The 26,943-nt window shown below is 67.9% G+C and carries 24 protein-coding genes and 1 pseudogene; 3 read left to right on the top strand and 22 right to left on the bottom strand.

Annotation, left to right across the window (positions count from 1 at the left end):
• Window positions 1–28 precede the first annotated feature (28 nt).
• From gspM to ASD25_RS01495, 13 genes are all read right to left on the bottom strand, one after another.
• Complete coding sequence (gspM, locus tag ASD25_RS01555; RefSeq protein WP_056614387.1) at window positions 29–520, bottom strand: type II secretion system protein GspM; 492 nt, start codon at window positions 518–520, stop codon at window positions 29–31.
• Window positions 517–1,620 carry a type II secretion system protein GspL gene (gene gspL, locus ASD25_RS01550; protein ID WP_056614385.1) on the bottom strand — a complete coding sequence of 368 codons (1,104 nt, stop codon included), beginning with the start codon at window positions 1,618–1,620 and terminating at the stop codon, window positions 517–519. The genes gspM and gspL overlap by 4 nt, the downstream gene beginning before the upstream one ends.
• Window positions 1,617–2,603: a type II secretion system minor pseudopilin GspK gene (gspK, locus tag ASD25_RS01545; RefSeq protein WP_056614383.1), complete on the bottom strand. Its 987-nt coding sequence runs from the start codon at window positions 2,601–2,603 to the stop codon at window positions 1,617–1,619. Before gspK ends, gspL begins: the two co-directional genes overlap by 4 nt.
• Window positions 2,600–3,187, bottom strand: a complete 588-nt coding sequence (gene gspJ / locus ASD25_RS01540; protein WP_235562545.1) for a type II secretion system minor pseudopilin GspJ — start codon at window positions 3,185–3,187, stop codon at window positions 2,600–2,602. The genes gspK and gspJ overlap by 4 nt, the downstream gene beginning before the upstream one ends.
• Window positions 3,187–3,543, bottom strand: a complete 357-nt coding sequence (gene gspI / locus ASD25_RS01535; RefSeq protein WP_056614381.1) for a type II secretion system minor pseudopilin GspI — start codon at window positions 3,541–3,543, stop codon at window positions 3,187–3,189. Before gspI ends, gspJ begins: the two co-directional genes overlap by 1 nt.
• Window positions 3,536–4,051, bottom strand: coding sequence for a GspH/FimT family pseudopilin (locus tag ASD25_RS01530; protein WP_235562542.1), 516 nt, complete (start codon window positions 4,049–4,051; stop codon window positions 3,536–3,538). The genes gspI and ASD25_RS01530 overlap by 8 nt, the downstream gene beginning before the upstream one ends.
• Window positions 4,020–4,469, bottom strand: a complete 450-nt coding sequence (gene gspG / locus ASD25_RS01525) for a type II secretion system major pseudopilin GspG (RefSeq protein WP_056614376.1) — start codon at window positions 4,467–4,469, stop codon at window positions 4,020–4,022. Before gspG ends, ASD25_RS01530 begins: the two co-directional genes overlap by 32 nt.
• Window positions 4,470–4,480: 11 nt before the next feature.
• On the bottom strand, window positions 4,481–5,698 hold the full coding sequence (gene gspF, locus ASD25_RS01520) for a type II secretion system inner membrane protein GspF (RefSeq protein WP_056614371.1): 1,218 nt from the start codon (window positions 5,696–5,698) through the stop codon (window positions 4,481–4,483).
• Window positions 5,698–7,218, bottom strand: coding sequence for a type II secretion system ATPase GspE (gspE, locus tag ASD25_RS01515; RefSeq protein WP_056614368.1), 1,521 nt, complete (start codon window positions 7,216–7,218; stop codon window positions 5,698–5,700). The genes gspF and gspE overlap by 1 nt, the downstream gene beginning before the upstream one ends.
• A gap of 7 nt (window positions 7,219–7,225) precedes the next feature.
• Window positions 7,226–9,316 carry a type II secretion system secretin GspD gene (gene gspD / locus ASD25_RS01510; RefSeq protein WP_056614367.1) on the bottom strand — a complete coding sequence of 697 codons (2,091 nt, stop codon included), beginning with the start codon at window positions 9,314–9,316 and terminating at the stop codon, window positions 7,226–7,228.
• Window positions 9,313–10,209 carry a type II secretion system protein N gene (locus ASD25_RS01505; protein ID WP_235562540.1) on the bottom strand — a complete coding sequence of 299 codons (897 nt, stop codon included), beginning with the start codon at window positions 10,207–10,209 and terminating at the stop codon, window positions 9,313–9,315. The genes gspD and ASD25_RS01505 overlap by 4 nt, the downstream gene beginning before the upstream one ends.
• A gap of 164 nt (window positions 10,210–10,373) precedes the next feature.
• Window positions 10,374–13,001, bottom strand: a complete 2,628-nt coding sequence (locus ASD25_RS01500; protein ID WP_056614366.1) for a TonB-dependent receptor domain-containing protein — start codon at window positions 12,999–13,001, stop codon at window positions 10,374–10,376.
• Window positions 13,002–13,080: 79 nt separating this feature from the next.
• A complete protein-coding gene (locus ASD25_RS01495) occupies window positions 13,081–14,595 on the bottom strand; it encodes a hypothetical protein (RefSeq protein ID WP_056614365.1) in 1,515 nt (504 codons plus the stop codon).
• 291 nt (window positions 14,596–14,886) lie between these two features.
• Here ASD25_RS01495 and ASD25_RS01490 point away from each other — a divergent pair, with 291 nt between their 5' ends.
• Entirely contained in the window at window positions 14,887–15,651 is a 765-nt protein-coding gene (locus ASD25_RS01490; RefSeq protein ID WP_369816529.1) for an A24 family peptidase, read from the top strand.
• Window positions 15,652–15,722: 71 nt separating this feature from the next.
• On the opposite strand, the gene ASD25_RS01485 is transcribed toward ASD25_RS01490, so the two are convergent.
• The 5 genes from ASD25_RS01485 to ASD25_RS01465 all read right to left on the bottom strand — a co-directional run bounded on the left by ASD25_RS01485 (window position 15,723) and on the right by ASD25_RS01465 (window position 21,181).
• Window positions 15,723–18,566: a pitrilysin family protein gene (locus ASD25_RS01485; protein WP_056614363.1), complete on the bottom strand. Its 2,844-nt coding sequence runs from the start codon at window positions 18,564–18,566 to the stop codon at window positions 15,723–15,725.
• 121 nt (window positions 18,567–18,687) lie between these two features.
• On the bottom strand, window positions 18,688–20,052 hold the full coding sequence (locus tag ASD25_RS01480) for a DUF6880 family protein (RefSeq protein WP_200943495.1): 1,365 nt from the start codon (window positions 20,050–20,052) through the stop codon (window positions 18,688–18,690).
• A gap of 85 nt (window positions 20,053–20,137) precedes the next feature.
• Window positions 20,138–20,338, bottom strand: a complete 201-nt coding sequence (locus tag ASD25_RS01475) for a hypothetical protein (RefSeq protein ID WP_056614361.1) — start codon at window positions 20,336–20,338, stop codon at window positions 20,138–20,140.
• A 67-nt stretch (window positions 20,339–20,405) separates the two neighbouring features.
• Window positions 20,406–20,717 (bottom strand): hypothetical protein, encoded by a 312-nt coding sequence (locus tag ASD25_RS01470; protein WP_056614359.1) that lies wholly within the window; start codon window positions 20,715–20,717, stop codon window positions 20,406–20,408.
• Window positions 20,714–21,181 carry a hypothetical protein gene (locus ASD25_RS01465; protein WP_056614357.1) on the bottom strand — a complete coding sequence of 156 codons (468 nt, stop codon included), beginning with the start codon at window positions 21,179–21,181 and terminating at the stop codon, window positions 20,714–20,716. The genes ASD25_RS01470 and ASD25_RS01465 overlap by 4 nt, the downstream gene beginning before the upstream one ends.
• A gap of 64 nt (window positions 21,182–21,245) precedes the next feature.
• Between ASD25_RS01465 and ASD25_RS30075 the strand changes: the two genes are divergently transcribed.
• The gene (locus ASD25_RS30075; RefSeq protein ID WP_156389156.1) at window positions 21,246–21,503 is read left to right on the top strand and encodes a hypothetical protein; all 258 of its coding nucleotides are present in this window, start codon (window positions 21,246–21,248) and stop codon (window positions 21,501–21,503) included.
• Window positions 21,504–21,508: 5 nt separating this feature from the next.
• On the opposite strand, the gene ASD25_RS29050 is transcribed toward ASD25_RS30075, so the two are convergent.
• From ASD25_RS29050 to ASD25_RS01450, 3 genes are all read right to left on the bottom strand, one after another.
• On the bottom strand, window positions 21,509–22,018 hold the full coding sequence (locus tag ASD25_RS29050) for a helix-turn-helix transcriptional regulator (RefSeq protein WP_082572129.1): 510 nt from the start codon (window positions 22,016–22,018) through the stop codon (window positions 21,509–21,511).
• 96 nt (window positions 22,019–22,114) lie between these two features.
• The gene (locus tag ASD25_RS01455) at window positions 22,115–23,902 is read right to left on the bottom strand and encodes an alpha/beta hydrolase (protein ID WP_082572127.1); all 1,788 of its coding nucleotides are present in this window, start codon (window positions 23,900–23,902) and stop codon (window positions 22,115–22,117) included.
• Between the two features lie 13 nt (window positions 23,903–23,915).
• Window positions 23,916–24,101 carry a hypothetical protein gene (locus ASD25_RS01450; protein WP_056614351.1) on the bottom strand — a complete coding sequence of 62 codons (186 nt, stop codon included), beginning with the start codon at window positions 24,099–24,101 and terminating at the stop codon, window positions 23,916–23,918.
• 114 nt (window positions 24,102–24,215) lie between these two features.
• Between ASD25_RS01450 and ASD25_RS01445 the strand changes: the two genes are divergently transcribed.
• On the top strand, window positions 24,216–25,115 hold the full coding sequence (locus ASD25_RS01445; protein WP_056614349.1) for a LysR family transcriptional regulator: 900 nt from the start codon (window positions 24,216–24,218) through the stop codon (window positions 25,113–25,115).
• A gap of 205 nt (window positions 25,116–25,320) precedes the next feature.
• Here ASD25_RS01445 and ASD25_RS01440 read toward each other — a convergent pair.
• Window positions 25,321–26,904: pseudogene (locus ASD25_RS01440) on the bottom strand (CTP synthase); the annotation flags it as partial.
• Between the last annotated feature and the right edge of the window lie 39 nt (window positions 26,905–26,943).

Below are 26,943 nucleotides of genomic sequence, written 5' to 3'. Positions count from 1 at the left end.
TTGACACTTGGCCCGCCTGCGGACGTTTTCAGCCCGCGCAGACGCCGGACGCCACGGCCCCTTCCACATTCAGGGTGGCGTCGGCGTTCTCGACCACGCCGAGGCTGCACACGGTCAGGCGATGATCCGCTTCCAGGGCCGCCAGCCAAGCGAACAGCGGCCCCGACCGGGCCCGCGAGAGCTGGAACCCCAGCTTTCCTGAAGGGCTCATGGCCGTAACGACCTCCAGACCGGCGGCTTCGGCGGACCGCCGTATCAGCGGCTCCAGTCCTTCAACCGGAGCCTTCGCCGCGGGTCGCGCCGCCCCCAGGGCGGCGACCGAGGCGCGAACCTCGGCGAGCGCGACGGCGGCGGCTTCGGCCCGATCCGCTGCGGCGGCCCTCCAGCCCAGAACAGGCCGCACCACCGCAAGCCAGACGACAACGGCCAGCAGCAGCGCCGCCATGACCATCAGCATGCGTTGTTCGCGCAGGGTGCGGCTGCTGAACCAGAGTTCCATCGGGGCGAGATACCGGTTCATCGAACACTCCCGATCGTGATGTCACTGACGATCCGGCCCCGGTCGTCGAGGGTGCCGGTTTCGGTCACCTGCAGGCCGTTGGCGCGCATGGCCCGGGAGATGAGCTGCATATCCTCATAGTCCGCATGGGTGACGCTGGCCTTCATGCCCACGGCGGGATCCACGATCAGCAGGTCCAGTTCAGCGCCCTGGACGCCTTCGACGGCAGCGAACAGGGCGGCGGTCGCAGCGATGGCCCCTCCGGCCGGCGGCGCAGCGCGGACGCGCTGGCGCAGGGCCTCGACCGGATCAGGCCGGTCCGCGAGGTCGGGAGCGGCGCGGGCGATCTCGGCGCGAGCGCGGCCGGCGTCCGCGCGAGCGCTCATATCGTCGCGAGCGGCGGCGGCGGCGACCAGAACGAGGGGCGAGACAAGCAGCAGGCCGCCGAGCGCCGCGGCCAGACCCCAGCTCCGGCGCGAGACTCCCCGGACGCGCTCCTGCGTCGACAGAAGGTTGACCGGCGGCGACAGGGCGGCGTCGATCAGCGACTGCTCCACGGCGTCGCCGTCCTCGATCGGCGTGACCCTGCGCGACCCCGCCAGCAGGTCGACCAGGTCCGGCTGGGCGCTGGCCGCGAACCCCCTGCCCCGCAAGGCCATGGCGGGACCGAAGGCGACGGCGTTCAGCCGGTCATCGTCCTCCGGTTCCGGCACCGTAAGGGCGTCAGGCACGATGGCGTCCGCTCGCACCCCCAAGGCGTCCAGATAGTCGGTCCAGGCCTGCAACAGGGACAGACCGACGACGGCGACCAACCGGGGTTGACCGGCAGCCGGTACGGGCCCCAGCGCCACGGCGAGCCGGTCGGCCGGGGCCGCCAGCGAATCCTTGAGCATCCACAAGGCGGCGGCGCGTTGCTGGGCCGGACCGCCGGGCGGCAGGTCGAGCCAGCGGATGGTCACGTCGGCGCCCGGCGCGACCGCCACCGTGCGCATCAGCTCGGGCCGTTCGACGGCGTCCAGCGCCAGCATGCCGCGCTCACGCACCCCGCCATCCGCGATCACCAGAAAGGGCGCGGGCTCGCTTCCAAGACCCGGAATCAGAATCAGGCGTGTGGGTTTCATTCTTCGGGGGTCCAGCGTTGGATCACGGTGCGCACGCGGCCGTCGGCGCCGGCCTCCAGCAGCGCGGTGCGGACGGCGTGGGAGCCGCCCAGTTCGACATCGACCCGCAGGTCGAAGAAGCGGGTCAGGACAGTGATCTGCTCTCGCGCTTCCGGCTGGACCTGAACCCCAGCCAGGGCCGGCTGGGCCCAGAAGGCGGCGGCGTCGGGCCAGCCGTCGCGCGGACGAGCGGCGATCAAGGCCTTGGCGCGCTGGGGCGCAAGGACGCCGCCGGTCAGCATGGTCAGCAGCGGCGCCTGCTCGGGGGTCAGGGTATTCACATTCAGCGGCGACAGGCGGGTGGTCGGCAAGGCGCAAACGTACGGGCGCAGGCGGCGGTACGTCTCGGCGTCCACGCCCTTCACGGCGCGCAGCTCGCTGACCTCGGCCAGCATGACCCCCCCGGTGCGATAGGGTTTGGCGAGCCCCGCATAGGCCCCGTCCTCGGCCCCCAAAGGCAGGGCCGTAGCGTCGGCGTCCAGCCAGTCCGTCAGGGCGTCGGCAATGGCCTGCATCCGGCTGTCGGGCGCGCCGACCGCCCGGCCGAGCGCCCGGAATTGGGCCGCGCCCAGCGGACGGGCGGTCAGATCCTCGCCGAAGCCGAAGACGAGGCTATTCAGGTTGAAACAGGCCTGTCCGTCGGTCACAGCGGCGGTGATCGTCCCCCCGTCGATGGGGAAGCTCATTGTCCGGCCATTCCATGCCGGCTCCAGCGGCGTGCGCGCGGGGCCAGCGTCCAGCAGCCGGTCGATCTGGCCGCGGGCGAGGGTTTCGGCGCCGGCCGCGTACCACTGGGCCTGGCTCTGGGTCTCCAGATTGGTCGCGCGACGCACCGAGAAGCGCACGTCGTCGAGGATGGCCACGGCCACCACAGACATGACGGCCACCAGCAGCAGCACCGTCAGCAGGGCCATGCCCTCTCGATCCCGGCGCGACCGCTTCATCGGCCGCTTCCGACGAGAAACAGCTGGTCGATCCGGCCGTAGCCCTCGACCGTCATGCCGATACGCACGGCGTCCGGGAGCGGGCGGTCGATGCTCGAGATGAACGACGGCGCCGCCTCGCCGTCACGAACGAAGGCGACCGTGAGGTCGCGCACGCCGCGGTACAGCACCTGCGGCGCTCCGGATCGGGCGCCGTCCAGATGGCTGGAGACGCGCCGTTCCAGCCGATCCTCGACCAGCCGGTATTCGACCCGTTGCAGCGACGGGCGCGCCTGTTCGCCGGGATTGCTCCAGCCCGCGCGGGTCAGGGTCAGGACCGGATCACCGGGCGCCGCCGCGCCGACGATGGGCTGGGGTATGGGTCGGCCCGTGGTCCCCCGCGAGCGACGGGCGGTCGCCTGGCCGAGATCGGCGCGCATCAGGCTGCGCATGCGCTGCAGATCGCCGACCCGGTCGCTGGCGGCCTTGACCGCGAAACGGTTGTCGATGGTCACGCCCAGCACCGCCGCGCCCGCCGCCGCGACCATGGCGAAGATCATCAGCGAGATCAGAACCTCGACCAAGGTGAAGCCCGCGCGCCGCATCATGCGTCTTGCGCCCTGAACAGGACCCGTTCGGCGGCCTGACCTTCTGCGTCGTTCACCCGCACGTCGATGCGCAGCATGCCGGGTACATCGGTCTCGACGACCGCGCGGCTCCAGTTCCACTGCCGGCCCGCCAGCTCGACCTGACCCGAGGAGGTCCCTTCCCCGATCACCGCCATGGTCGCGGCCTCGACGGCGAGGTTTTCGGCCACGATCCCGCCCAGGGTGCGGGTCTCGACCCGTGCGGCCGAGCGGGTGTTCTCACCCGACAGGTTCACCAAGGCCATGGCCGCCAGGCCGAACACGGCGAGTGCGACAAGCATTTCGATCAGTGTGAAGCCCGACCGATCAGTCATCGATCCGCACCTCTCCGGCGCCGTCGACGGACACCGTGCGGCGCTTGCCTTCGCGGGCGAGCGTCAGGACGACAGGCTCGGCGACGCCCGTGGGATCGAAGACGAAGCGAGCGCCCTCCTCCGGCCCGACAGCGGTTTCCGCCTGCCAGACTTCCGGCCCGAACGGACCGTCCGAAAGGGCCGACCAGACACGGCCGTCAAAAACGGTGAAAGCGTAGCCGGTCGGCGTAACCTCGACGGCGATCGGGCGGTTGGAAAGCACCGCTTCCTCTCGTGCGCGCGACAGACGGGCGGCGAACCGCTCCGCCTCGGCGCCGACGGCCGGGCGCGGGTCCGGGACCGCAAGCACGACAGCGCCGGCGGCCAGGCCCAGAATGGCGACCACCATCAACAGCTCCACCAGGGTAAAGCCTGCCCGCATTTTTTTGGCGCTATCGCTCGCCGCGTGGCGGCTCGCTGCTTGAGCGCCGCGCGGCTCAAGCCTGCCAGTTGCCCAGATCGGCGTCATTGCCCTCGCCCCCTTCCTTGCCGTCGGCGCCCCGCGAAAAGACGTCGAACTGGCCGCCATGCGTGCTCGGGCGGCGATAGCCGTAGGCGTTGCCCCACGGGTCCTCGGGCAGACGACGGATATAGCCGCCCTGACGATAGCGTTCCGGATTGGTCAGACCCGTCGGAGCGGCGACCAGCGCCTGCAGGTCAGTCGGGAAGTCGAGGTTGTCGAGCCGGTAGGTCTCGATGGCCTGCTCGAGGGTGGAGATGTCGGCCCTTGCCTTGCCGACCATGGCGCGGTCCTGGCTGGGCAGAACGTTGATCGCCACTACCGTAGCCAGCAAGCCGATGATGACGATGACCACCATCAGCTCGACGAGCGTAAAGCCGGCGCGCTTGCGGCGCTCTTCTGTTTTACGTTCATTTTCAGCGGTCATGACTAAACTCCTCACCCCATAGCGAGGGTGTTGATCTGCAAAATGGGAAGAAGGATCGACAGGACGATCAGGGCGACCACGCCGCCCATGACCACGATGATCGCCGGCTCAAGCAGGCTGAGCATCACCGCGGTGAAGGTCGAGAATTCGCGCTCCAGATAGTCGGCGGCTCGCTCCAGCATCGGCTCCAGCCGACCGCTGCTCTCGCCCGAAGCGGTCATGTAAACGAGGATCGGCGGGAAGACGTCGGCGCGGCGCATGGCGGCCGACAGACCCCCGCCCTCGCGCACGGCGTCGGCCATGGTCTCCGTCGCCAGGCGCAGGCGGCGGTTGGAGACGGTGCGGGCCGTGATGGTCAGGCCTTCCAGCACCGGCAGGCCCGCCGCGATCATGGTCGAGAGGGTGCGCGCCATTTTGGCGCCGTGCAGGTCGCGGGTCAGTCGGCCGACCAGCGGGAGCTTCAACAAGGCCGTGTCCGCACGCAGCCGGATCTCCGGATTGCGCAACAGGACCGCGCTGATCAGCCCGCCGGCAACGATTGCCAGCGCCAGCAGCCAGCCCCAGTCGCGCATCAGATGCGACACGCCGATGACCAGCCGCGTCAACAGCGGCAGGGTCTGGTTCATGCTGTCGAACTGATCGACCACCTTGGGCACGACGAAGGTCATCATCGCGGTGATGACGCCCAGCGCCACGACCGCCAGCACGATCGGATAGACCAGGGCGGTGATCACCTTGCCGCGCACGACCTGATCCCGCTCCAGTCCGTCGGCCAGCCGCTCGAGGATCGGCTCCAGCGAGCCCGAGGTCTCCCCGGCCGAAACCATCGCCCGGTACAGCGGCGGAAAGGCCTGTCCCTGCAGCGCCATGGCGTCGGACAGGCGGCGGCCTTCCATGACGCCGGCATGGACGCCGTCCAGAACGAGTCGGACGGCAGGACGATCGGCCTGAAGCGCGATGGTGCGCAGCGCCTCCTCGATCGGGGCAACCGACACGAGGGTCGATAGCTGGCGGGTGGTCAGGGCCAGGGTCTTGGCGCCCAGCTTCGTCGCCTTGCGGGACCGGATCTGTTCGGTGCGTCCGGCAGCGCCGCGCGCGCCCGTGACCTCCAGCGCCATCAGCCGCCGCCGCGCAAGGACGGCGCGCACCGCGGCCTCGTCGGCGGCGGTCACAGCCCCGGTGACGGTCCGCCCGCCGGCGTCGACCGCCACATAGTCGAACGCCGCCATCAGGCGGCGACCCCGGGATCGGAGGCTTCGCCCTCGACCTCAGCGGTTTCCTGACGGGCGACACGGACCGCCTCCTCGACCGAGGTGACGCCTTCCAACACAAGGGTGCGGGCGCTCTGAATCAGCGTGTCGGCGCCGGCCTTTCCGAAGGCCGCGGCATTGATCGCCTCCTCGTCGGCCTCGGCGGCGATCAGGCGGCGCACGCGGTCGTCGACGCGGATGACTTCATACAGGCCGACGCGGCCGACATAGCCCGTGTTCTGGCAGTGGGCGCAGCCCTGCGGCCGCCAGATGCGGGCGCCGCGCACGATCCCGGCCAGCTTCGCCGTCGCCGCGTCCGCCGTCTCGGGTCGTCGGCATTCGCCGCACAGTCGCCGAACCAGCCGCTGGGCCACGATCAGCCGCAGGGTCGAGGCCAGCAGGAAGGGCTCGACGCCCATGTCGCGCAGCCGGGTGACCGCGCCCGCCGCGTCATTGGTGTGAACGGTCGAGAGAACGAGGTGGCCGGTCAGCGAGGCCTGGACCGCGATCCGGGCGGTCTCGACGTCGCGAATCTCGCCCACCATGACCACGTCCGGGTCCTGCCGCAGGATGGCGCGCAGGCCGGCGGCAAAGGTCATGCCGACCTTGGGATTGACCTGTGTCTGGCCGACGCCGTCGATCGCGTATTCGACCGGGTCCTCGACCGTCAGGATGTTGCGCGTGGCGTCGTTCAGCAGCGACAGGCCGGCGTACAGCGAGGTGGTCTTGCCTGAGCCCGTCGGGCCCGTGACCAGAATGATGCCATTCGGCTCCTTCAGCGCGCCGCGGAAGGCGTCCAGCGCGTCGGGCGACATGCCCAGCCGGTCCAGCGTCAGCCCCGCCTGATCCTTGTCCAGGATGCGCAGCACCACCCGCTCGCCTGCCCGCGACGGCAGGGTCGAGACGCGCACGTCAAGCGTCTTGCCGCCGAGCGTCAGGGGGATGCGCCCGTCCTGCGGCACGCGCTTCTCGGCGATGTCGAGCCGAGCCATGACCTTGATGCGCGACACCAGCAGCGGCGTGATCCGGGGGTTCAGCGACAACGCCTCGCGCAGCACCCCGTCGACCCGCATGCGCACGGTCAGGGTCGTCTCGAACGGTTCCAGATGGATGTCGGAGGCGCCGGTGCGCACGGCCTCGGCTATGATGCCGTTGATCAGGCGGATCACGGGAGCATCGTCGGCGGTGTCGAGCAGGTCGGCCGCGGCGGGGATGTCGTCGATCAGGCTTTCCAGACCCGACGGCATGTCCAGATCGTCGCCGTCAGCGGCGTTCAGATGGTCGCCCGCATAGACTTCAGACAGCTGGCGATCGAAGGCCGCCTGTCCCAGCGGCTCGACGCGCAGGGGTCGGCCGAGCGCCCGTCGCGTCTCGATCAGCGCCGACGGGTCGGCGCCCTCGCGCAAGCCGACCACGGCGATGTCGCCGGCCTCGAGCAGGATCACGCCGTGCCGCTTGGCGAAGCCGTAGGGCAGCGTCGGATTGATCAGGGTGATCATCGCGGCATCAGCCTCCGGCGGCCGGCTGGGCGGGCGGCAGCGGGCCGATGACCACCTCGGCCACGGGCGCGGTCACACCGGGCGCGACCGGCGGCTGGGTGCGCATATAGTCGCGCAGCATCGCGTCGAGGCTGGGCTCCACGTCCGGCGCATTGTTCACCTGCTGCTGGCGCATATAGCCCCAGCGGTCGGCGGCAAGGGTCTGGGCGTCAGCGGGGCTGCGGATGATCGTCGGGCGGATGAAGACCATCAGATTGGTCCGCCCGCGCTGACGGCTGGTCGAGCGGAACAGGGCCCCGACATAGGGGATGTCGCCCAGCCCCGGCACCTTGTCGACCGACAGCTGGTCGTTCTGGTCCAGCAGGCCGCCGGCCACGGCGATGTCGCCGTCGTCGACCACAAGGGTGGTCTCCAGCTCGCGCTTGTTCAGCACCAGATCGCTGGCCGACCGGGTCAAAGGGCCGTTGATGGTGGACACCTCCTGCCGCATGAACAGGGTGATCGAGCCGCCGGCGTTGATCTGGGGCCGCACGATCAGCTTGACGCCGATATCCTGACGCTCGGTCGTGCGGAAGGGGTTCGAGTTGCCGTCCAGCAAGGCCTCGCCGGTCGTGATCGGCACCTCCTGACCCACGAGGATGGTCGCCTCCTCATTGTCCAGCGTCATCAGCGACGGCGTCTGCAGCAGGTTGGAGCCCGCGTCCGTCTTGGCCGCATTGATGATGAACCCGAACAGGCCGTTGCCGATGCTGACGCCCGCGCCGCCGATGAATCCATTGGCGCCCAGCAGCGTGTTGACGGCCAGATTCTGCAGCTGTTCCTTCAGCGGGTCGTCGTCCTCGAGCCCGTCGGCCGCCCCGCCGCCGAGCAAGGGAATAAGGGGCGTGGCGTTGTCGTTGTAGTTGGTCAAGCCGACGGGATTGCCGTCCTCGCCCGCCAGCAGCCACTGGACGCCGAGTTCTTTGACCGCATTATCCGACAGCTCGACCACGATGGCTTCGATCAGCACCTGCTGGCGGCGCTGGTCCAGCTGGCGGATGACCTCCGCCAGCATCCGCTGTGTGTCGGCCGAGGCCGAGATCACAAGGGCGTTGGCGCCGGGGAAACGGGCGATGGTGGCGCGCTGCCCCGGCAGGGGTGCGGCGGCGGCTGTGCTGGCAGGGATGACTGCGGCGGCGGCCGTGGCCGGCACGCCCCTCGAGCCGGCCGGCTCGGCGTTTGCGCTGGCGGCGGTGACCTGCTGGCCGACGATCTGCTGAAGCACGGGCAGCAACGCCTCGGCGTTGGCGTGCTGCAGGAAGATGACCTTGACGTCGTCAGCGGACTCGGCGCGGCGGTCCAGATCCTCGATCAACGGGCGGATGCGGGCCATGGCCGACGGGTCGCCGCGCAGGACGATGGAATTTGAGCTCTCCACCGGCGTCACCGACACCATCCCCTGCCCCGGCTGGCCGCCCGGAGGAGCCAGAACCGACTGCAGCACCGCCGCGATCTCGCGCGCCGAGGAGTTCTGCAGGGTCACGACCTCGAAGCCGGTGCGGTCCACGTCGATGCGGCCGATCAGGGCGCGGATGCGGGCGAGGTTGTCCGCGAAATCGGCCACGACGACGCTGTTGGCGCCGGGATTGGCCAGCACCTGTCCCTGCGGACCGACCAGCGGGCGGATGGTCTCGGCCGCCGAGGCGGCGTCTATATTGCGCAGCTGGAAGACCTCGGTCGAGAAACGCTCCGACCCGACCGTCGACGGCCCCTGCGCGGCCCCCTGCGCCGGGCTGATGCGATAGGCGCCCGAGGAGGTCGGCGTCACCACCAGACCGTTGGCGCGCAGGGTCGACAGGAAGACCTCGAACAGCTGGGCGCGGGTCAGGGCGCGTTCGCTCGTCACCGTCACCGTGCCGGTCACCGCCGGGTCGACGATGAAGGTGCGGCCCGTCGAGCGGGCCACGTCCTGGATGAAGGCGCGAATGTCGGCGCCCTGCACGTTCAGCGTCTGGCGCTCGCCCGACTGGGCCAGCACCGGCGTCGCCGCCAGAGGTCCCTGCGCGGCCAGGACAGCGGCCAGAACGGCGCCGACGACACTGCGGTTCGATCGCTTCAACGGCCTGTCCTTATGGTGGTGGTCTGCACGGCGCCGCCGCGTTCAAAGCGGATCTCGGCGCTGGTGCTGTTCGAGAGCTGGCTGCGCAGGCCTGCGATGCGGTCCAGGCTGTCCAGGGATGTGCCGTTGACGGCCAGGATCACGTCCCCGGACTGGAGGCCGGCGGCCTTGAGCGCAGCGCCGTCGCCGGTGGCGGAGACGGTGAAGCCGTTGACCCGGATGCCCTGCATGCGCGGCCGCAGGGACGCCTGGGCCATCAATCGCGCGGGATCGACGCGGGGGGTGTTCGCGGCTGCGGCGGCGGGACCGATGGGCGGCGCGGGCACAACCGGGTCAGGGTCGGGGCCCATCGTCTGCGGACCTGCCGGCGGCGGCGGCGGCGGGGCGGCGCCGACCGGGACCTCGCTGAAGATCAGGCGCGTGACCGAGCCACCGCGGGCCAGGGTGACGTAGTCCGTACCCACCGACTGGAGAACCAGACCGGGCTCGACCTCCTCGCCCACACCCACCGATACCTGACGTCCATCGGCCAGACCGATGATGGCCGAGCCCCCGCCCGCGCCGCCGGCGCGCACGCCGAACAGGCGCATCTGGCTGCTGCCCGCTGCCGTCGCCTCGGCCAGACTGCTGAGGTCGCCGGTGCGGAAGAAGGCGTCGAACCGCTGGAAGACCGTGTAGTCCGCAGGAGCGGCGCCCGCCCGGACTGCAGCCGTTGCGGCGCCGTCAGTCCGGGGCGCGACGAGGATCCAGACCAGTTGCCCCAGTTGCACAGTCAGCGCCAGGGCGAGAGCGATCTCGAGACCGGCCCGCACGCGGTCCGGACGCGCCGCGATGGCTCCGCGAATTTCGCTGCTGAAACTGCGCAATGCGCCGATCACTATGGCGTGCCTCAAGGGTCCCCGACGGCCCGGTGATTTCCGTAGACCAATCGTCCGGGTGCGGCTTCACCAGTAGATGACGGCCCCGCGAACTTGATGTGACAATCGATGCGCTTACGGATCAACCAACAAATACAGTAGTGTAAAAGAACAGGGAGGCATGACGGCCTCCCCGTCTCCTAGAATCGGGCCGTCAGGCTGACGGAGCCGCTGGTCCCCAGTTCGTAACCGTTGATGGTCACGCGGTTGCCCAGCTCCTGATACTCGAGGAACTCTTCGCCCAGCAGGTTGCGGAGCTCGAGCGAGAAGCCGTAGTCGCGGCCCTCGTATTCGAAGTCCTTGCGGTACACGAAGTCCAGCGAGATGCCCGGCTCCTGAATCAGGTCGGGTTCGCCCGGACGGCCGCGGGCCGAGGTGCGCTCGGAGACATAGTTGGCGATCAGCGTCGCCTGCGACCGGGCCGTGTCGTCTTCCCAGCCGAGTTGCAGGTTGGCGACATGTTCGGACTGACCCTGCAGGCGGCTGCCGTCCACGACATAGAACGAAGCTGGCTGCGCCACGCCGAGGCTGTTCTGGGTGGTCACCGTGTCACCCGGCTCGACGTTCACCTCGGAGTCCGACCAGGTGTAGTTGCCCTGCACCAGCCAGCGCTTGTTGGCGATGAAGTCCATGTCCGAGGCGAACTCGAAATACTTCTTCGCCTCCAGTTCGACACCCATAACGACTGCATTGGGCGCATTGAGGAAGGTTTGGGAGATCGACGCGCCCTGATCGACGACGCTCGACTCGATGGGCTTGTCCATATCCTTGTAGAAGACGCCGGCCGTCAGATATTGCTGACGAGCGAAATACCATTCCCAGCGCGCGTCCAGGTTCAGGATTTCGGTATCGATCAGATACGGGTTGCCTATGAAGGTCCGGTCGCTTTCGGGATCGGTGTACTGTTGCGGCGCCAGTTCGCGAAACTGGGGCCGGCCGAGGGTCTTGGAGGCCCCGAAGCGGAGCTGCATTTCCTCGGCGAAATTCCAGGTGATGGTGCCTGCCGGAAGAACGTACTGCTCCTTGATCTTGGTCGGCAGGAAGCCGGTCGAGCCGCCAAACAGGTCGCGCGGCGTCACGGTCTGTTCGCCGTCCTCGTAGCGAACGCCGAGGTTCAGGTTGACCAGCGGGATGAACTCGGCCTGTACCTGGGCATAGGCGGCATTGACCGTCAGTTGGCCGTCAAAGGCCGCGGCGCCGTTGGAGCCCGTAATCTCCTCGATCTGCAGATAGGGTCCGATGTTGGCGTCCGAGAACAGGTAGTCCACGCGGGACTCCAGCTGGTCCGCGGTCAGGCCGTTCGGGGCGACAAATCGCAGGGTGCGCTGTCCGGAGTCACGATTGTTGTCGTAGGTGGACACCCCGAACGAAAACACGGCGTCGCGCTGGTCCGAGAGTGGCAGGGTGTAGCTGAGGTCCGCTCCGCCAGAGACCACGTCATCGTTCAGTTCGCTGAATGAGATCGAGTTGGCGTCGATGTTGTGAATGAAGTCGCCGCCGGGGTTCAGGCCGTAGCCGAAGCGCGTCTCGTAGGGCGCGTCGCGCGAGGTCAACGCATAGGCCGCGCGCCACGAGAAATCCCACTCGCCGGCCGCGCCGAACTCATGTTCACCAGCCAGTTGGGTCGAGAACAGCTGGCGAACAAACCATTCCGTGGCGTCAACGCGCAGGACGCCGCCCGACAGGTCGTCAAAGCCCGCTTCGGACCGCGCTTCCTTGGTGACGTTGCGGATATAGAGGTTGGTCCACTTCAGCGTGCTGGTGTCGGTGGTCAGGCTGAGGCCGCCGAGGAAGTTCAGCCCGATGTCGTTCTGGTTGGACTCGAAGTCGTAGTCGTTGGCGACGACGAGGACGCCATTGTCGATCCGGCCCGTCTGGCGCACGCCGTTACGGCCGGTCCAGGAATTGTCGTACCCGGCGAAGAACACGGCCCCGAAGGTGCCGAGGTCCGTTTCCATATTCGTGCCACCGGTGAACTTGAAATTGAAGTTCGCGGGCGTGGTCTCGCGCTGGAGCAGACGGAGCGGCGCATTGACCAGCGACTGTCCGATCCGGCGCAACTGCGCGGCTGTATAGTTGCCGTTGTCGCCGATGCGATTGCCGGAGCTGAACGCCAGCTGCAGCGGGCCCGGAACATCGCGCGTGCCGTCGTCGAAGCCGGTGAAGTCGGTACGCGACCCCATGTAGATGAGGTGATCCTCGCCGGAGCTTTCGGTGTTGCCGCTGATCCCCGCCGACATGTTGAAGAAGGGGTCGACCGGCGCCGAGATCGTCTGAAGGTCGACGACGCCGCCGCCGAACTCGCCGGGATAGCTGACCGAATAGGATTTCTGGACCGTCACGCCGGCCAGGATTTCCGACTGGAACAGATCCAGCGGAACCACGCGCTGCAGGGGTTCCGGGCTCGGCAGGGGCGAGCCGTTCAGCAGGGCCGACGAATAGCGCTCACCGAGACCGCGCACATAGATGAAGCGCCCTTCGACGATCGAGAGACCCGTTACGCGGGTCAGCGCTTGGGCGACGTTGGCGTCGCCGGTGCGGACCAGATCCTCGGCCGTCAGGAAGGCCGCGACCTCGGGGCTTTCGCGATTGGGCACGGGAATGAAGCGGCCGAGCACGACCACCTCGTCCAGCTGCGATTCCTCCACCCGGGGTTCGGCCTGGACCGCCGGCGTGGCGGGCTGGGTTTGAGCGAACGCCAGGCCCGGCGCGATCAGCGCGCTGGTGGCCAGCAGGACCCCGCTCAGGGTCAGGGTTACGGTCTTCATGTTCTGCGCCTCGAGGAATTCAACGGAAGTGGCGGTCAGCCGGGCGGCGGCGAAAGAAGCCGCCGCCCGTCCTCCGTCGTCAGCAGGTCGAGCCGGCCTGGAGACCGCAGGTCCAGCCCGCGTACCAGGTGTCCGCCGCGTTGCGCACGGCGCCGATGTAGGTCACCGGCACAAAGAAGCTGTGCAGGGCCGGAGCGTTCGCCGGTGTCACCGCCGACTCGTTGACGCCGTTGATGAAGGCCAGGTTCGAACCGGTGATCGTCGCGCCGGCCGGAGCCGTCATCGTCGAGGCGCCGGCCGAGGTGTTGTTCGTGCCCAGGGCGAAGATCGCGCCGGTCGCCGCGCCGTCGATGTTGGCGTCATTCTCGAAGGGTCGGCTGCAGGCGAAGTAGACCGAGTTGAACACCTGGCCGTTGGCGACGGTGTTGGCGTCATCGATGTCCAGGCAGGCTGCGGCCGAGGTCGACGGGTTGGTGAAGACCGAGTTGATGATCGACGCGTCCGTGCCCGTGTTCAGGGTGATGATGGCGTCGGCGGCCACGGCGGCGTTGCGGCCGACGATGGTCACGTTCGAAACCTTGGGCTGGGCGAAGTAGGCGGTGCCCGAGGGGGCGGCCGACCATTCGAACCCGCGGCTGCCATTGGTGACGGCCGTGGCCTTCTGGGTCACGATCACGAACTGGGCGCCGCCGCGCCAGCCGGTGTCGGTATCCAAGCCGTCGTCGTCAGCGCCGTTGATGACGATGTGCGACAGGTTCACGAAGCCGCCGAAGATTTCGATGCCGTCGTCCGAGCTGTTGTACGACTGGAAGTGATCCACCGTGGTCCCCGAGCCGACGCCGGCCAGGGTCAGGGCCTGCAGCTCATTGTTCGGCGACAGTTCGAAGCCCGAATAGTTGACCTGCACGTAGCGCAGGCGGCCCGAGTTGTCGGCTGGCGAGTTGCCGCCGTAGTTGGCGCTGGTGCCTTCGACCTGACCGACGCAGGCCGCGTTCGGCGCGACGACGCCGACCGGGCAGACCGCCGTCGGGGCGCGGCCGGCGATGACGATGCCGCCCCACTGGCCCTGCGAGGTCGCCGTCGTGGTGCCCTCGATGTTCTGGCGGCTGGTGAAGATGATCGGGTTGGTCGCCGTGCCTTCCGCGAAGATCTGCGAGCCGCGGTTGATCAGCAGGTAGTCGGTGCCGCCCGAGGCGAAAATCTTGACGCCGGGTTCGATGGTCAGGACGCCCTGCACACTGCCGGCGACAGGGGCGGCCGGATCGGCGCCGCGGTCGGTGCCGACTTCGGTGCGCCCGCTGATCGCATAGATCGTACCCGCCCGGACCGACAGGGTCAGGGCGCCGGTGATGGTCGCGGGCAGCTGGCAGGCGCGCAGGGTCCCGTTGGCCACCACGCCCACGTTGGCCAGACCGGTCGGGCAGTCAGCCGCCGGCGTGCCTGGAGGCGGAGGCGTCACGCCGCCGCCGCCACCGCCGCCGCCATTGCCGAAATCGCCTTCGCCCGGCGATGCGACTTCAGCCGAGCCGCAGGCGGCCAGGGTCAGGGCGCTGGCGGAAACCGCGAGCAGGGTCGTCAGTCGGAAGCCGGTCATCGTTTTCACCGTGTCTGTGCAAAGGAATTTCACGACAGGGGTCGTCAGGGATCCTCTCCCCGACGCGATGTCTGCACCGCCCCCTGCCCACCGCCGTGGTAGGGCCCAGATATGACGGCCCGGACGCCGTACGGTGACGGTTCCGGTGCGCTTGTGTGAAGTTGTCTTCGCGGTTCGGTGAAAACCCGTCCCGGTACGGTTGAACTGTCACGGATCGGCGGTAGGCGGAGGGTTGTCGGGCCGTTCGATCGCCCTTAACGCGGGCCGCAGGCCGATCCGGAGGACCGAAATTTGATCGACGGCTCCCCCTTCTGGCTACTCATCTTCAGCCTGTCGGGGCTCGGTCTGATCGCCGGGAGCTTCCTCGGCCTTGTCAGCGTACGGCTGCCGGCCGGGCAGGACTTTGTGGCGGGCCGGTCACGCTGCGGGTCCTGCAGCCGGACGCTCGCCCCGCGCGATCTGGTTCCCCTGCTCAGCTATGCCTTGGCCAAAGGGCGGTGCAGGCTGTGCGGCGCGCGGATATCGCTCCGCTATCCAGCGATGGAGCTCGGCTGCGCCGCCCTTGCGGCCTGGGCTGCCATCCTTCAACCGACGCCCCTCGCCGCGATACTCACAGCCCTTCTCGGCTGGCAGCTGCTTCTCATCGCCGTCGTGGACGCGGAGCATTTCTGGCTGCCCGATGCACTCACCCTGCCCCTCTTGGCATCCGGTCTGGCGGCCTCGGCGCTGCTCGACGCGCCCGGGCTCGCAGACAGTCTGATCGGCGCCATTATCGGCTTCGCTTCCCTCTGGTCCCTCGCCTGGGCTTACCGTCGGCTTCGCGGCCGGGACGGTCTGGGCGGAGGAGATCCGTGGTTGTTCGCAGCGATCGGCGCCTGGACGGGGTGGATCGGACTTCCCAGTGTTCTCCTGTGGGCCGCCGCCGCCGGTCTGAGCGTCGTGCTGGCCACACAATTGGGCCGGCGAAAACTGACCGCCTCCAGCCGACTGCCTTTCGGCGTCTTCCTTGCGATAGGAGGCTGGTTCACCTGGAACTACGGACCACTGGGTTTCTGACGCGCCCGGAATTGCAGAGAGGCGCACCGCGAACGGCGCGCCTCTCAAAGGCCGAACAGGAGGCCTGTGACTTAGCGGGCCGCCGAGCGCACCTCGACCGGAAGGCCCAGCGTGTCCAGCTGGGGCTTCACGACGGACGCATCGCCCACGACCACCCAGACGAAGCCATCCGGGTTGATGACCTCGCGGGCGGCGGCGTCCAGTTGGGCCGCGGTCAGCGCGCTGGTGCGGCTGGCCAACGTGGTCTGGTAATCGTCCGGGCGCCCGTACAGGGCGTTGGACCGCAGGGCGCCGAGGATCTGGCCCGAGGTCTCGAACCCGCCGGCCAGCGAGCGCGTGTTGCCGTTGATCGTCCGCTCCAGCTCCTGCGGCGTGACGCCGTCGGTCTGAAGGAAGCGATCGTACTGGGCGATCAGCGCGGCGATGGACTCGCCGGTGCGGTTCGCCTGGACCGGCGCGTTGACGATGTACGGCACGCGGTGCTCGAGCAGGTTGGCGTTCCCGCGAACGCCGTAGGACCAGCCCTTGGTCTCGCGCAGGTCCGAGTTGATCCGCGACAGGAAGTCCGAGCCGAGGGTCACGTTGGCCGCGTTCAGCGCCAGCAGATCGTCGGTTCCGGAGACGGGAAGGACGGCCCCGCCGTAGATCAGCGACTGTGGCGACTGCGGTCGGTCGATCAGGACGATGCGGCTGGTCGTGGCCGGGATGGCCGCCGTGAAGTCCTTGGTCCCCCTTGCCGCCGCCGGGGCGCGCCAGTCGCCGAACGCGGCCTCCAGCTGGGGCGTGACCTGCGCCAGCGGTTGATCCGATACGACGAAGATGGTCGCATTGTCCGGACGAACCCAGGCCTCATGGGTGGCGACCAGGTCGGCGCGGGTCAGGGCGGTGATGGTCGCCTCGTCGCCCGAGCCGGTGAAGGACCGGCCGTAGGGGCTGGCCTCGCCATAGATCAGCGGCGGCAGGGCGCGGGCGGCGATGGCGCCCGGGTTGGTGCGCTCACTGGCCAGACCCGACAGGCGGGAAGCACGAATGCGCTCGATCTCGGCCGGGGCGAACGCCGGGTTCCGCACCACGTCTGACAGAAGGGTCAGGCCGGGCGTCAGATTGGCGGTCACGGTCGACAGGTCGGCCGAGGTCCGGTCCATCGAGGCGCTGACGGTGATCGAGGCGCCGAGGCGCTCCTCTTCCTCGGCCAGCTGGTTGGCGTCGCGGGTGGTGGTGCCCTCGTCGAGCAGGTCCAGCATCATGGCCTGGGCGCCGAGGCGGTCGGCCCGATCGGCGGCGTAGCCCGCGTCGAACTCGACTGCCACGCGGGTGACGGGCACGGTGTCGACCTGGGCGTAGACGACCTTGATTCCGTTCGACAGGGTCGCGCGCTCGACGGCCGGGAACTGCAGGTCCGGCACCTGACCGATGACGGGCATGGGATCGCGGGCGACTCGCTGGATTTCGGCGGCCGGAACCGGCGCGGCGCCTGACGGCGAGGCCGCGGCCTCCACATAGGCTTCGCGTTCGCCGGGCGCGATGGTCAGGTTGTACACCGGACGGGTCAGCCAGCGCTGCATGGCGGCGGTGACCTGGGCGGGGGTGACCGAGGCGTACTCGGCCAGCTCCTTCTTGTAGTGGTCCGGATCGCCGGCATAGAGCTGGCCCTCGGCGAGGACATTGGCCTTGCCGTTGACCTGCTCAAGGCTCTGGATGCGGCCTGAGACATAGCGAGTGGCGACGCGGGCCACCTCTTCCTCGGTCGGGCCGCTGGCGATGAAGTCGGCGACGATGGCGTCCAGACGCTGGCCCACCTCGGCGGCGTCCTGCCCCGGCTTCACATCGACCGAGATGTCGAAGATGCCGATACGGTGGAAGTCCGACAGCGACGAGGTTACGGCCACGGCCGACTGCTCGCCGCGAACCAGCTGATTGTCCAGCCGCGACGAAGCAAGGCCGCCCAGCACCGAAGCCGCGACGGACAGGGGCACGGCGTCATCGCTCAGCAGGCCGGGCACCGCCCAGCTGCGGGTCAGGCGGGTGTTGGCCACCCGGTCATGCATGGTCGCCACGACGGGGGCGGCGAGGGTCGGCACGTCTGCCTCGGCCGGTGTGTTCACAGGGCCGCGCGCGATCGAGCCGAAATAGCGCTGCATCAGCGGCCGGGCCGTCGCCTCGTCGATGTCGCCCGACAGGACCACGATGGCGTTGTTCGGACCGTAGTTCTCGCGGAACCAGTTGCGCACCGTCTCCAGGCTGGCGGCGTCGAGGTCGGCCATGGAGCCGATGGTCGAGTGGCGGTAGGGGTGGCCTTCCGGGAAGAGCGCTTCCAGCTGGGCGTACTCGAACAGGCCGTAGGGCTGGTTGTCGCCCTGGCGCTTCTCGTTCTGGACGACGCCGCGCTGCAGATCGAGGACGTCCTGGCCGACCTCGCCGAGCAGATAGCCCATCCGGTCGCTTTCGAGGAACAGGGCCTGCTCCAGCGCCGGGGTCGGGACGGTCTGGAAATAGTTGGTGCGGTCAAACCAGGTCGTGCCGTTCAGGTTCGACGGCCCCAGGTTGCGCATACGGCCCAGGTAGCTTCCCGGTGCATTCTCCGAGCCGCCGAACATCAGGTGTTCGAACAGGTGGGCGAAGCCGGTCGAACCGGCCGGCTCGTCCTTGGATCCGACATTGTACCAGACCGACACCGCCACCACGGGCGCCTTGCGGTCCTCGTGCACGATCACCGTCAGCCCGTTGTCCAGCACGAAGCGCGACCAGGGAATGTTGACGCGGGACACCAGGTCCGCGACCGGCGCCGCGGAAAGCTCCGGAGCCTGCGCCGCACCGGCGGTCACAGCCGTCTGGGCGGCGGCCGGGGCGGCGAGGGTCAGGGACGGCGCGGCAACCGCAAGAAGGGCCGCAAGAGAGACGAGACGAGCGCGCATGAACGACTTTCGATGATTCTGGCCAAAGACGGACCGGCATAGGGCATGCGGTCGAGGCCTTCGTCAAACGTGAGTGTAGGGCTCGGCTGCTAGCATGCCGAAACCTGCGCGGCGGTGACCGTCAACGCCAGACCGGTCGCCTCGGAGCCGCAAGAGCCTTGAGCTCCTCGACGAAGGCGGCGTGACTTTCACTCTCTCCCGCGCTCGCAAAGAGGGCTTCCGCCTCGCTCACCAGACCCTCGATCTCTTCCGTCATGCCTGACCCGAGCCGCACCAGCGCCCGCGCCCGGGCCCGTATGAGCACGAGAGCGGCGTCCGGATAGCGACAGGCAAGCCGCGCCGCCCAGAGCGGCACGTCCTCGACGGAGCCCCGGATTTCATCCCGGCGAGCAAGGATGGTCTCAGCCGCTTCGCGATGCGCCGGCCAGTTCATCAGCAGGGCCAGCCCCTTCATGGGGTCCACGAAAGCCGCTGCGATGGCGAACGCCCGATCCAGCGCGATGACGTCCTCGAAATCCGGCAGCGAAGCCAGCATGGCCCGCAGTGCGTCTTCGGACAGGGTGCGCTCGAACAGGCTCCAGCGCGCCGCCTCCGCCTCCCCGGTCCGCCCCTCCGCCTCGAGGACATCGATCTCGGCGGCGAACCAGCTCTCCGGCGGCGGGGGGGCATCGGCTACGCTCCTCGCCCTGCCCCACCGGCTCGCCGGCGGCGCCGCGTTACGCGACGCCTCAAGGACGGCCCGCGCCTCCTCCGGTCGGCCTGCCCTTGCCAGCCTGAGGGCAATCTCGGCGGCGACCTCAGGCTTGCGGCGATCCTCGTCGGGGATGGCGAGCAGCCAGGCGTCGATGTCCCCTGCCCGGTCCGCCAGCTTGCGTACGACGAGGGCCAGACGGCCGGTCGGGCGGGGGCGCCCCCCGGTGAGATCGAGCAGCACCCGCCTTGCCAGGCGCGGGCTCAGCGCCGTCGCGCCGCGTCCGACCCACGACGCCCATTCGGAAAGCCGCGTGGAGAGAGCTTCCGTCAAAACCGGCGCTGCGATGTCGGGATCGACGGCGGACGCCAGCGCCGCGAGATCTGATGCCGCGGCGTCGAAAGCGAGCGTGAGCTCGCCCTTGGGATCCTTCACCCGGGCCGCCAGCGATGGATACAGATCGAACCAGACCACCAGACGATCAAGCGCCAGCTTGGCGTCCATTGCACCCAGGCGGCCGACGATCATGGCTTGCAGCATCCGCAGGTCTGCGAGCAGGTCCGGCCGCTTGCGCCACGACACCCGCGCACGGCTGGTCCCGAGCGTGGCCAACCGCTTGTCCAGTTCCAGCGCGAGGTCGGGAGCTCCGACCTCAGCCGCCAGCTCCATGCGCAGTCGCCGCTTCAGGTCCCCATCCGCAACCTCGATCAACAAGGCGGCCAGGCGCTCGGCGCCGAGCGCCGCCAGATTGGCTTCGGACAGGGTCTTTCTGGCGGTGGAGGGGCGTTTGGCCATGGGCAGGGTCAAGACACCCGAATGCCCGCGGGTTGCAAGCGTGCTCTCACGACGGCGAGACGAAGGAGCGGCCCGACCGCACTTCTCAACTGCCCGTGCGGCCGTCGCGTTTGAGTCTCAGCAGCTCCTCACCGTCCTGCAGCACTTCGATATGCGTGAATTGACTGCTCAGCAGCAGCCGCATCTCGGCCAGATCGCGGGCCTGTTCGAGGTCCGTCGCCTCGACCGACTCTTCCCTGGGCGGGACAGACGGACCATCGTGCAGGTGAAAGACATAGGTCGGCATGACGTATCTCCCTCCGGAACCGAAGGCGAAAACGACCTCATACCGCTCAGGTTCCCAAGCGCTGCTGTCAGGCCTGGTTCGCCCTGAGAACAACGATTGAACCATTGGCCTGCGCCGCACTCCGATCGGCCACGATGCCGTTGCGCAGTAGCGAGACGACATGCTCGATGGCTCGCAGATCCAGCCCGTCGCTACGCCCGTCGCCCCTCTGCTCCATGACGACCTCCAGCATGCTGGCCGCGTCGGCGAGCGAGGTGGGCTTGTGCGCAAGGATCACGCGCTCGGCGTTCTCCAGAGTGGCGAAGTCGTCGTCGGTGACCGTCTGGCGCGTGGCTTCCCACAGCGCGATCGCCTGCCCGAAAGTCCGTTTCGTTTTCATGTTATGACTCCTGGCCGAACCGCAGGTCCGGCGGATGTTGAAGGTCGGGCATAGGGGGCTGCACGGGCCTCCCAGACCCCGAAGAGGGCGAGCAACATCAGCTGCGTCCAGATCACGATACGCACCGTGACCGCACCCCAGACCTGCAGGTCGCCGAACACGGTCGCGACCCACAGACCCATTGAAAGCAATTGAACGCCCGTCGCGGCTATGAGCCACCAGCGATCCGTTCGCAGACTGAGCACGAACAGGGTCGCAAAGACCCCGACCGACAGAATGGCCACGCCATAGCGAAGCTCACCCATGTGCAGGTGGTCCACGAGAGGCGTCCCGATCATGTCGACGAGGAAAGCAGTTCCCGCGATCCGCTCAGCAGGCCGGCCAAACACCAGCAACATGACGACGGTCGCAAAACTGAGGACCCCGATGGCATGTTGAGCCAGGGTGTAGACGCCATCAAACACGTCAGCCGTTCGCAGCCAGGGGCAGCGGGACCGACCCGGATTTTTCCTCGTGAGGTCCGAAAGATTGCCACGAGACGCCGAGGTTGTCGGCCACCTGGGCCAGGCCTCGGTGACTGCGGACGACCAGACCCCGGGCACCGTTCAGCTGGGCAAGGCTGGCGACGACATCGCTGATCTCGGCATGGCCGACATCGGCTCCGACCGCCGCTTCCCGTCGACCATCGAGCAGGGTCTGCAGCAACTCGCTTGCGGCCACCATCGCTCGATCGACCGCGTGTTCCGTTGTGTAAATCTGGCGCGCAATCCTCGCCCCAACATGTGATCTCTTCATGTCCCCGCTCCCTCTCTGGTCTCTGGTCCTGACAAGGTCCGGATCGCGTCGGCTGGAGCCTGCTCGGCGGCGGTGCGTGTAGTCGCCGCCATTACAGACACGATTCCGATCGACACGATCGCGGCTCCCATCGCGAACGCCAGAACCAGAGCCAGCCGGACCAGGATGCGTCTGTCAGGACGCGGTAAGAACCAGTTGGACGGGCCCGGGCGCTCGCCTGGGACGCCGGATTGTTCGTCCGGCGCAATCCGAGGGGATGCCGGAGAGGGCCCGGTGGGAAGGGGATCGGGAGAAAACGAGGAGGAAAGCGGGTAGTCACGGGAGACAATACGCACGGCTTCGTAGCGGTCGGACGTGCCGAGCCGCTTGTAGGCGTTCGAAAGGTGGTTGTTCACGGTGGCGGGTGAGATGGTCGCGCCCAGCCGGCGGGCGATCTCCTTGTTGGAGAGTCCCTCCCCTGCCAGTCGAACACACTGCAGCTGTCGTCGTGATAGCCGGTCGCCCATGCCCCATCCCTACTCACGGTCAGAGCCTAAGCCGCTGACTCGAAAGAGAAGGGTTAAACCAAATTCACGGGATTGCACGCCCGAGGCGATCAGGCCTCAGTGACGAACGCGGACGTAGGACCCCGGGGCCGCTTCTCCGGCCTTTAGCTTGCCCGAGCCGACCTTTCGCGCCTTGACCTTTTCGTCCGCCGCGGCGGCGTCGAGCCAGCCCTGCCATTCCGGCCACCACGAACCCGCCTTCTGCTCGGCGTCCGCCATCCAGGCGTCGGCGTCGTCCGGTGCGGCGTCGTTGATCCAGTAGCCGTGCTTGTTGGCCGCGGGCGGATTGATCATGCCGGCATTGTGGCCCGAACCGCCCAGCAGGAAACGCGTCGGCCCGCCGAAGAAGTTGCGGCCGGCATAGGTATTCTTCCACGCCGCCACGTGATCGTCCTTGAGCGCCACAATCATGACCGGCGTCCGGATTGCGCCGAGATCCAGCGCCACGCCGTCGATCGACACCCCGCCCTTTTCCCTGAGCCGGTTTCCACGCAACACCTGCGCGCCGTACTCCTTCAGCATCCGGGCCGGGATGCGCGAGCCGTCGTCGAACCACCACAGCAGGTCCGAAGCCCGCGCCTCGTCGCCGAGCAGATAGTGGTTCACCACCGACGACCAGATCAGGTCGTTGGCCCGTACCGTCGAGAACAGTTTCGTCAGGTCGTGCGCCTCGACGTAGCCCTTCTCGTCCAGGTAACGGTCGAAGGCCTTCATGTCGTTGTCGCCGGTGAACACCGACCATTCGCCCATGTCGCCGAAATCCACCAGGGTCGCGATCAGCGTTGCGGAGGCCACGCGGTCGCCGTTCCCGGTCGCCGCCAGATACGCCAGCGTCATCGCCGACAGCGTGCCCCCCAGGCAGTAGGAAACCAGATCGACGTCCGCCTCGCCGGTCGCCTTCTGGACGGCGTCCATCGCGGCGACCACCCCATCCTTCACATAGGCGTCCAGTCCGTTTTCGGCATGGCTCTCGTCGGGGTTCGCCCAGGAGATCACGAAGACGGTGTGGCCTTGGTCCACCAGCCATTTCAGATAGCTGGCCTTCGGGGTCAGATCGAAGAGGTAGTATTTGTTAACCAGCGGCGGGATGAACAACAGCGGCCGGCGATAGACCTTGTCGGTCGTCGGCGCATACTGGATCAGCTCCATCAACTGGTTCCGGAACACCACGGCGCCGGGCGTCGCGGCGACATTGACGCCCAGCTCGAAGTCATTGGGCGCGCGGCGGCTGACCAGCCCCTGCCCCTTGCCGATGTCCTCCAGCAGGTTGGACACCCCGGTCATCAAGCTGAGCCCCCCGCTCTCGACCATGCGGCGAGCGACCTGCGGATTGGTCTGGGCGAAATTGGTCGGCGCCAGGGCGTTCATCATCTGGCGGCTGGCGAAGTCGACCTGGGCGCGGGTGTCCTCATCGACCGGCGCCGTGGCGACGAATTCCTGCAGCTGACGCGCCGCCAGCAGATAGGCCTGTTTCAGATAGTCATAGACCGGCTCGTCGCTCCAGGCGGGGTCCGAGAAACGGCGATCGCCCTTGGCCGGCGCCGCGACCGGGGTTGCATCCTGACCCATCGCCCGTTCGCCCATGGTCCGCCAAAGAGCCGTCCAGTCGTTCCAGTTTTTCGCCTGCGCCTCGAACAGCGTCGCCGGACGCATCATCACCGAGGTGTTGAAGTCGATCATGGCCTTGGCCAGCGTGGTCGGATCGTAGGGCAGGGTCTGCGGCGTCGCAGCCTGCACCATCGTGGTGCGCACAGCGGCGGCGGCGTTCTGCATCAGGGTGGTCAGGGTCTCGGCCACGACCATGGGATCGGGCGCGGAGGGAACGGGCGTCGTTGAGGCGGTCATGGCTGGTCTTTGCTTAAAGCGAGACGAGGACGTCAACGGCGGCGCAGGCGTGCGGGGCCACGAACAGCAACGCAAGGGCGCGATCGGGGTTCTCGGCCGTCCACATCGGGCACGGCTCCGCAGCCGCGTCGATCAGCGCCACAACAGGCAGGGTCCGTGCCGGCGAAGCGGGAACGTAGGCGGCGGCGTCGAAAGCCATGACAAGGGTCCTCTGAGCGAAGTCGCGTCCGATAGCGGCGGTATGTCATGGCTTTTCTGTTCTGACGATGCCAAGGTTTGAGCAATCGTTGTGCATTTTTGCACAGGAGCAGAAGTGACGGATTTTAACTGGAATGACCTCCGGGCGTTTCTGGCGGTGGCGAGAACCGGCCGCCTGACCACCGCGGCCACGCGCGTGGGCATGGACCACACCACGGTCGCCCGACGCATAGCGGCCCTGGAAGCGGGTCTGGGCGCCCTGCTGTTCGACCGCAGTCCCCAAGGCTACGCTCTGACGGCGCATGGCGAGCGGCTGATGCCGACGGCCGAGAAGATCGAGAGCCTTACCCTGAGAGCCGCCTACGAACTTGGCGAGGCTGATCAAGCCCTGACCGGCACGGTGCGGATCGGCGCGCCCGAAGGCTTCGGCAGCTATGTTCTGGCGCCGCTGATGGCGCGGCTCGCCGACCGGCATCCGGGACTGGACATCCAGCTGGTGGCAATCTCCGGCGTGCTCAGCCTTTCAAAGCGCGAGGCAGACATCGCCGTCACCCTCAGCGCGCCGCGCGAGGGCCGTCTGGTGTCGCGCAAACTCACGGACTACGGGCTAAGCCTGTACGCCGCCCCGTCCTATCTGGACGCCCGCCCGCCGATCCTGACCCGCGGCGACATGGCCGGGCATCGCTTCATCGGCTACATCGGCGACCTGCTCTACGCGCCTGAGCTCGACTATATGCAGGCCCCCGACGTGGACATTCACGTCGCCCTGCAGAGCTCAAACCTGATCGCCCAGCTTCAGGCCGCCTTGGCCGGCGCCGGCCTTTGCGTGCTGCCCGACTTCATCGCGGCGAAGGAAGCCGGACTACGCCGGGTTCTGCCGGACGCCGTGCATCTGGACCGAAGCCTGTGGCTGGTGACGCATGCCGACCTGAAGCCGCTCGCTCGCATCCGCGCGGTGACGGCCATGATCCTCGAGGCGGTGAAGGCTGACCGCATCATGTTCAAGGGAACCTGAAACCGGCCTTTCCGTTCAAATCTTGCACCGCAGCAAAGAGTAGAACATTGTTCTGCCTGCGGAACAGCGAGGGAAGCGGCTGTGTTCGAGTCTCTGAAATGCGCCCGTAAGGGTCACATCTACGTCGACAGCAGGAGCCAGCCAGGCACCGAAGTGTGCGTCCGCTGCCGGCATCGCCGACCGTTCGAGGGCGGCGCCCCTTCGGTCAGACCAACCGACTCTGCACCACCGCAGCTTCAATAAAGCCCGCGAACAACGGGTGCGGCGCGAACGGCCGGCTCTTGAGTTCGGGGTGATACTGCACGCCGATGAACCATGGATGGTCCTCTCGCTCGACCGTTTCGGGGAGGACGCCGTCGGGCGATAGACCAGCGAAGGTCAAACCCGCCTTCTGCTCGATCGCATCGCGATAGTTGATATTGACCTCATAGCGGTGGCGGTGCCGCTCGCTGATGGTGGTCGAGCCGTACATTTGCGCGATCTTCGAGCCGGATTTCAGCGTCGAGTCATAGGCGCCCAGCCGCATGGTGCCGCCCATGTCCCCGCCCTGCTGACGCAGGACCCGCTGGTTGCCCTGGGTCCACTCGGTCATCAGGCCGACCACCGGCTCGGTCGTCGGGCCGAACTCGGTCGATGAGGCCTTCGGATAGCCCGCCAGATTCCGCGCCGCCTCGATGACCGCCATCTGCATGCCGAAACAGATGCCGAAATAGGGGATCTTGCGCTCGCGGGCGAACCGCGCCGCCTCGATCTTGCCCTCGGAGCCTCGCTCGCCGAAGCCGCCGGGCACCAGAATGGCGTGGGCGGCCTGAAGGCGCGCGTCGCAGGCCTCGCGGTCGCCCTCGAAGGTCTCGGCCTCAACCCAGTCGATGTTGACCTTGACGTTGTTGGCCACGCCGCCGTGATGCAGCGCCTCGATCAGGGATTTGTAGGCGTCCTTGAGGACCGTGTATTTGCCGACGATGGCAACCGTGACCTCGCCGTCAGGCTGCAGCCGGCGGCGGGCGATTTCCTGCCACATGGTCAGATCCGGCGCCGGGGCGTCCGTCAGGCCGAAGTGGGCCAGAACCTCTGCGTCCAGTCCCTCGCGGTGATAGTCCAGCGGTACGGCGTAGATGTCGTTGGAATCCATCGCCTGGATGACGCCGCTTTCGCGCACGTTGCAGAACAGGCCGATCTTGCGCTTCTCCTCCGGCGGGATCGGGAATTCGCAGCGGCACAGCAGGATATCGGGCTGGATGCCGATAGAGCGGAGCTCCTTGACCGAGTGCTGCGTCGGCTTGGTCTTCATCTCGCCGGCGGTCTTGATGTAGGGCAGCAGAGTCAGGTGCACGAAGCAGCTCTGGCCACGCGGCAGGTCCTGACCCAGCTGGCGGATCGCCTCGAAGAACGGCAGGCCCTCGATGTCGCCCACCGTGCCGCCGATCTCGACCAGAACGAAGTCCACATCCTCGCCGTCGTCGGTCAGGGCGGGCGTCAGGCAGAAGGATTTGATCTGGTCGGTGACGTGCGGGATCACCTGCACCGTCGCGCCCAGATAGTCCCCGCGCCGCTCCTTCTCGAGGATGGTCGAATAGATCCGGCCGGTGGTGATGTTGTCCGACTTGGCCGCCGACACGCCGGTGAAGCGCTCGTAGTGACCCAGGTCGAGGTCGGTCTCGGCCCCGTCGTCGGTCACGAAGACCTCGCCGTGCTGATACGGGCTCATCGTGCCCGGATCGACGTTCAGATAGGGGTCGAGCTTACGAAGGCGAACCTTGTAGCCGCGCGCTTGCAGAAGCGCGCCGAGNTGCTGATACGGGCTCATCGTGCCCGGATCGACGTTCAG

Source organism: Brevundimonas sp. Root1423, assembly GCF_001426805.1.
The sequence above is the reverse complement of the archived record's forward strand: the minus strand, read 5'-3'. Positions and strand labels throughout refer to the sequence as shown.

Excerpts from the sequence above, each read along its gene's own strand:
- ASD25_RS01455 (WP_082572127.1), bottom strand. The coding sequence starts at position 23,902 with ATGACCGCCTCAACGACGCCCGTTCCCTCCGCGCCCGATCCCATGGTC.
- gspL (WP_056614385.1), bottom strand. The coding sequence starts at position 1,620 with ATGAAACCCACACGCCTGATTCTGATTCCGGGTCTTGGAAGCGAGCCC.
- gspK (WP_056614383.1), bottom strand. The coding sequence starts at position 2,603 with ATGAAGCGGTCGCGCCGGGATCGAGAGGGCATGGCCCTGCTGACGGTG.
- ASD25_RS01530 (WP_235562542.1), bottom strand. The coding sequence starts at position 4,051 with ATGACGCCGATCTGGGCAACTGGCAGGCTTGAGCCGCGCGGCGCTCAA.
- ASD25_RS01500 (WP_056614366.1), bottom strand. The coding sequence starts at position 13,001 with ATGAAGACCGTAACCCTGACCCTGAGCGGGGTCCTGCTGGCCACCAGC.
- gspE (WP_056614368.1), bottom strand. The coding sequence starts at position 7,218 with ATGATCACCCTGATCAATCCGACGCTGCCCTACGGCTTCGCCAAGCGG.
- gspJ (WP_235562545.1), bottom strand. The coding sequence starts at position 3,187 with ATGCGGCGCGCGGGCTTCACCTTGGTCGAGGTTCTGATCTCGCTGATG.
- gspF (WP_056614371.1), bottom strand. The coding sequence starts at position 5,698 with ATGGCGGCGTTCGACTATGTGGCGGTCGACGCCGGCGGGCGGACCGTC.
- ASD25_RS01450 (WP_056614351.1), bottom strand. The coding sequence starts at position 24,101 with ATGGCTTTCGACGCCGCCGCCTACGTTCCCGCTTCGCCGGCACGGACC.
- gspI (WP_056614381.1), bottom strand. The coding sequence starts at position 3,543 with ATGACTGATCGGTCGGGCTTCACACTGATCGAAATGCTTGTCGCACTC.
- ASD25_RS01495 (WP_056614365.1), bottom strand. The coding sequence starts at position 14,595 with ATGACCGGCTTCCGACTGACGACCCTGCTCGCGGTTTCCGCCAGCGCC.
- gspM (WP_056614387.1), bottom strand. The coding sequence starts at position 520 with ATGAACCGGTATCTCGCCCCGATGGAACTCTGGTTCAGCAGCCGCACC.
- ASD25_RS29050 (WP_082572129.1), bottom strand. The coding sequence starts at position 22,018 with ATGGGCGACCGGCTATCACGACGACAGCTGCAGTGTGTTCGACTGGCA.
- gspG (WP_056614376.1), bottom strand. The coding sequence starts at position 4,469 with ATGACCGCTGAAAATGAACGTAAAACAGAAGAGCGCCGCAAGCGCGCC.
- ASD25_RS01485 (WP_056614363.1), bottom strand. The coding sequence starts at position 18,566 with ATGCGCGCTCGTCTCGTCTCTCTTGCGGCCCTTCTTGCGGTTGCCGCG.
- ASD25_RS01480 (WP_200943495.1), bottom strand. The coding sequence starts at position 20,052 with ATGGCCAAACGCCCCTCCACCGCCAGAAAGACCCTGTCCGAAGCCAAT.
- ASD25_RS01470 (WP_056614359.1), bottom strand. The coding sequence starts at position 20,717 with ATGAAAACGAAACGGACTTTCGGGCAGGCGATCGCGCTGTGGGAAGCC.
- ASD25_RS01475 (WP_056614361.1), bottom strand. The coding sequence starts at position 20,338 with ATGCCGACCTATGTCTTTCACCTGCACGATGGTCCGTCTGTCCCGCCC.